This is a genomic window from Gemmatimonadota bacterium (assembly GCA_016209965.1).
Classification (GTDB): Bacteria; Gemmatimonadota; Gemmatimonadetes; order Longimicrobiales; family RSA9; genus JACQVE01.
This window is the reverse complement of the sequence record JACQVE010000186.1, coordinates 1-2,373: the sequence shown is the minus strand read 5'-3', so window position 1 is coordinate 2,373 and position 2,373 is coordinate 1. Positions and strand designations below refer to the sequence as shown.

The 2,373-nt window shown below is 69.4% G+C and carries 2 protein-coding genes; one reads left to right on the top strand and one right to left on the bottom strand.

Annotated features, from left to right (window positions below; all coding sequences use genetic code 11):
* The coding region (locus HY703_07550; protein MBI4545031.1) for a RagB/SusD family nutrient uptake outer membrane protein at positions 1–1,194 on the top strand (1,194 nt) is incomplete at its 5' end.
* 104 nt (positions 1,195–1,298) lie between these two features.
* On the opposite strand, the gene HY703_07545 is transcribed toward HY703_07550, so the two are convergent.
* Complete coding sequence (locus HY703_07545; GenBank protein ID MBI4545030.1) at positions 1,299–2,039, bottom strand: SURF1 family protein; 741 nt, start codon at positions 2,037–2,039, stop codon at positions 1,299–1,301.
* Positions 2,040–2,373: the final 334 nt, after the last annotated feature.

The following is a 2,373-nucleotide window of genomic DNA, read 5'->3' as shown; positions in this document are numbered from 1 at the left end:
GTGCGCAACGGCTACATCTCCCTGACCGGCATCCTGGGGCGGGAGTCGTACGTGTTCGACCCCGCCGAGCCCCGCTTCGTGGCAGAGATGCTGGAAAGCCCGCTGGACGCGGGCAGCCCGGCGTTCGGCGCCAACCACTGGACGCAGCGTTACCGGAACGTGCGTACAGCCGAGATCATCCTGAACGCCCTCGAGAAGGTCACCGGCTTCTCGAACGCGGAGCTGGAAGCGATCCGCGGCTTCACCAAGACCATCATGGCGCTCGACCTGCTCCTGGTCATCAACACCCGGGACGATAATGGCGCGGTGATCGATGTGGACGTGCCCGTCAGCGACCCCGGCGCGCTGGTGGGCAAGGCGCAGGTCTTTGCCCAGGTCGCGAAGCTGCTGGACGAGGGCAAGGCGCACCTGCAGGCCGGGGGCAGCGCCTTCCCCTTCCAGCTCAGTGCCGGCTTCGCCGGATTCGACACGCCGGCCACGTTCCTGAAGTTCAATCGGGCGCTGCGCGCCCGCGTGGCCGTGTACATGGGGAGCATGGGAATTGGCGGCACCGCCGCCAACTACGGCGTGGCCATCCAGGCACTGCAGGAGTCCTTTGTCAGCACCGCAGCGCCGCTCGACCTGGGCGTCTACCACGCGTACGGCACGGGCTCGGGAGACGAGGCCAACGTGCTGCTCGACCCCACGGTCCTGGCGCATCCGGGGCTGGTCAAGGACGCCGAGCTGAAGGCGGATGGCAAGCCGGATGACCGGGTGCAGGAAAAACTCCGCAAGCTGTCCGCGCCGGCCAAGCAGCGCGGGCTGGAAACAGACGTGGTCTTCACCATCTACCCGTCGCTCGGCTCTCCCGTCGCGATCATCCGTAACGAGGAGCTGATCCTGCTGCGGGCCGAGGCCAACATCGGGCTGGGCAACGTGAAAGCCGCGTCGGACGACATCAACTTCATCCGGCAGAACGCGGGCGGCCTCAAGGCGCGAAACGATCTTACGGCGGCCAATGTCCTGGACGAGCTGCTCAAGCAGAAGCGCTACTCGCTCATGTTCGAGGGCCACCGCTGGATCGACCTGCGCCGCTACGGCAAGCTGAATGACAGCTTGAAGGACCTGCCCGCCCACTTCATCAACCGGCGCTTCCCGGTCCCCAATGCCGAGTGCCTGGCGCGCGGCATCGAAGGGGAGTGTAAGGCCAGCTAGAAACGGGACGCGGCGACACAGCCACGCGGCGAGGTTACAGCCTCGCCGCGTCGCCGCGTCGCCGCGTCGCCGTATCGCCGTCTTCGCCGCGCCGCCGTGTCGCGCTACGCCCAGCGCACCTCGCCGCTCCGCACCGCCAGCGCGGCCGAGCCGATCAACGTGATGAGGGCAAAGCTGAACCACTGGATGGCGTAGCTCAGGTGGGGGCCGTTGTCCAGCGCGGGCGGCTCGAGGCGGAGGGGCAGTCCCTGGTGGCCGGGCTCGGCGAGTGCCTGGATGTAGACATCCCGAATCGCGGAGGGGTACTGGCGCCGCACGGCGGCGGGCTCGAGCCGTACCCAGACCCGCTGGAATGCCGGCGCGCCTGGCCGCCGCGCGCCCGCCGCGGGCCCGCGCTGCTGCCTCGAGAGCGGCAGCAGCAGGCCGGAGAGGCGTACCGGCCCGGGCTCACGCAAGTGGGGCAGGTCCACGGTCGCACCATCGGGCGCCGGCGCCCAGCCGCGGTTCACCAGTACCACGGTCGTCCCGTCCGCCAGCCGCAGCGGCGTAATGACGTGGGCGCCTGGTGAGCCCCGGTAGCTGCGCCCCGCCAGGACCAGCGTGCGCTCGTCGTCGTATACGCCAGCGACCACTACGCGACGGTAGCTCAAGGCGCTGCTATCGCCGGGAGCGCGCTCGAGGCGCAGCGGCGGCAGCGCCAGGCGGGCGGCTATCGCGGCATTCTGCGCGCGCCGCTCCGCCAGCCGGTCGACCTGCCAAACCCCCAGGCGCACGAACACCGCCGCCGCGAGCAGCGCGATGGCCGCGCCGATCCAGCCGGCCCGCGTAACCTGGATCTTCTTCACCCCCATCCTGCGTCCGGTGATCCCCGTGGGAGCCTTCTCGCCTGGTCTCGCCACTAAGTCTCCCGGAACGTCCAGTGCAATCAGCGACGGGCTGCGAACGTAACGGGCAGTTTGGGCAAAGGGAAGGACATCCTGGTCAACAACGCGGCCTTCGAGTGGGAGACGCGCGACTTCCACGAGCTCACGCCCGGGAGCACGTGGAGCGCTTCGGCGCCGACACCTTCTGGAGGCGGCCGGCCCAGCCCGCGGAGGTGGCGCCCAGCTACGTCTTCCTTGCCTCCAGCGACGGGCGCTACTATACCGGGGAGATTCTGGCGCCGACCGGGCGGGACTC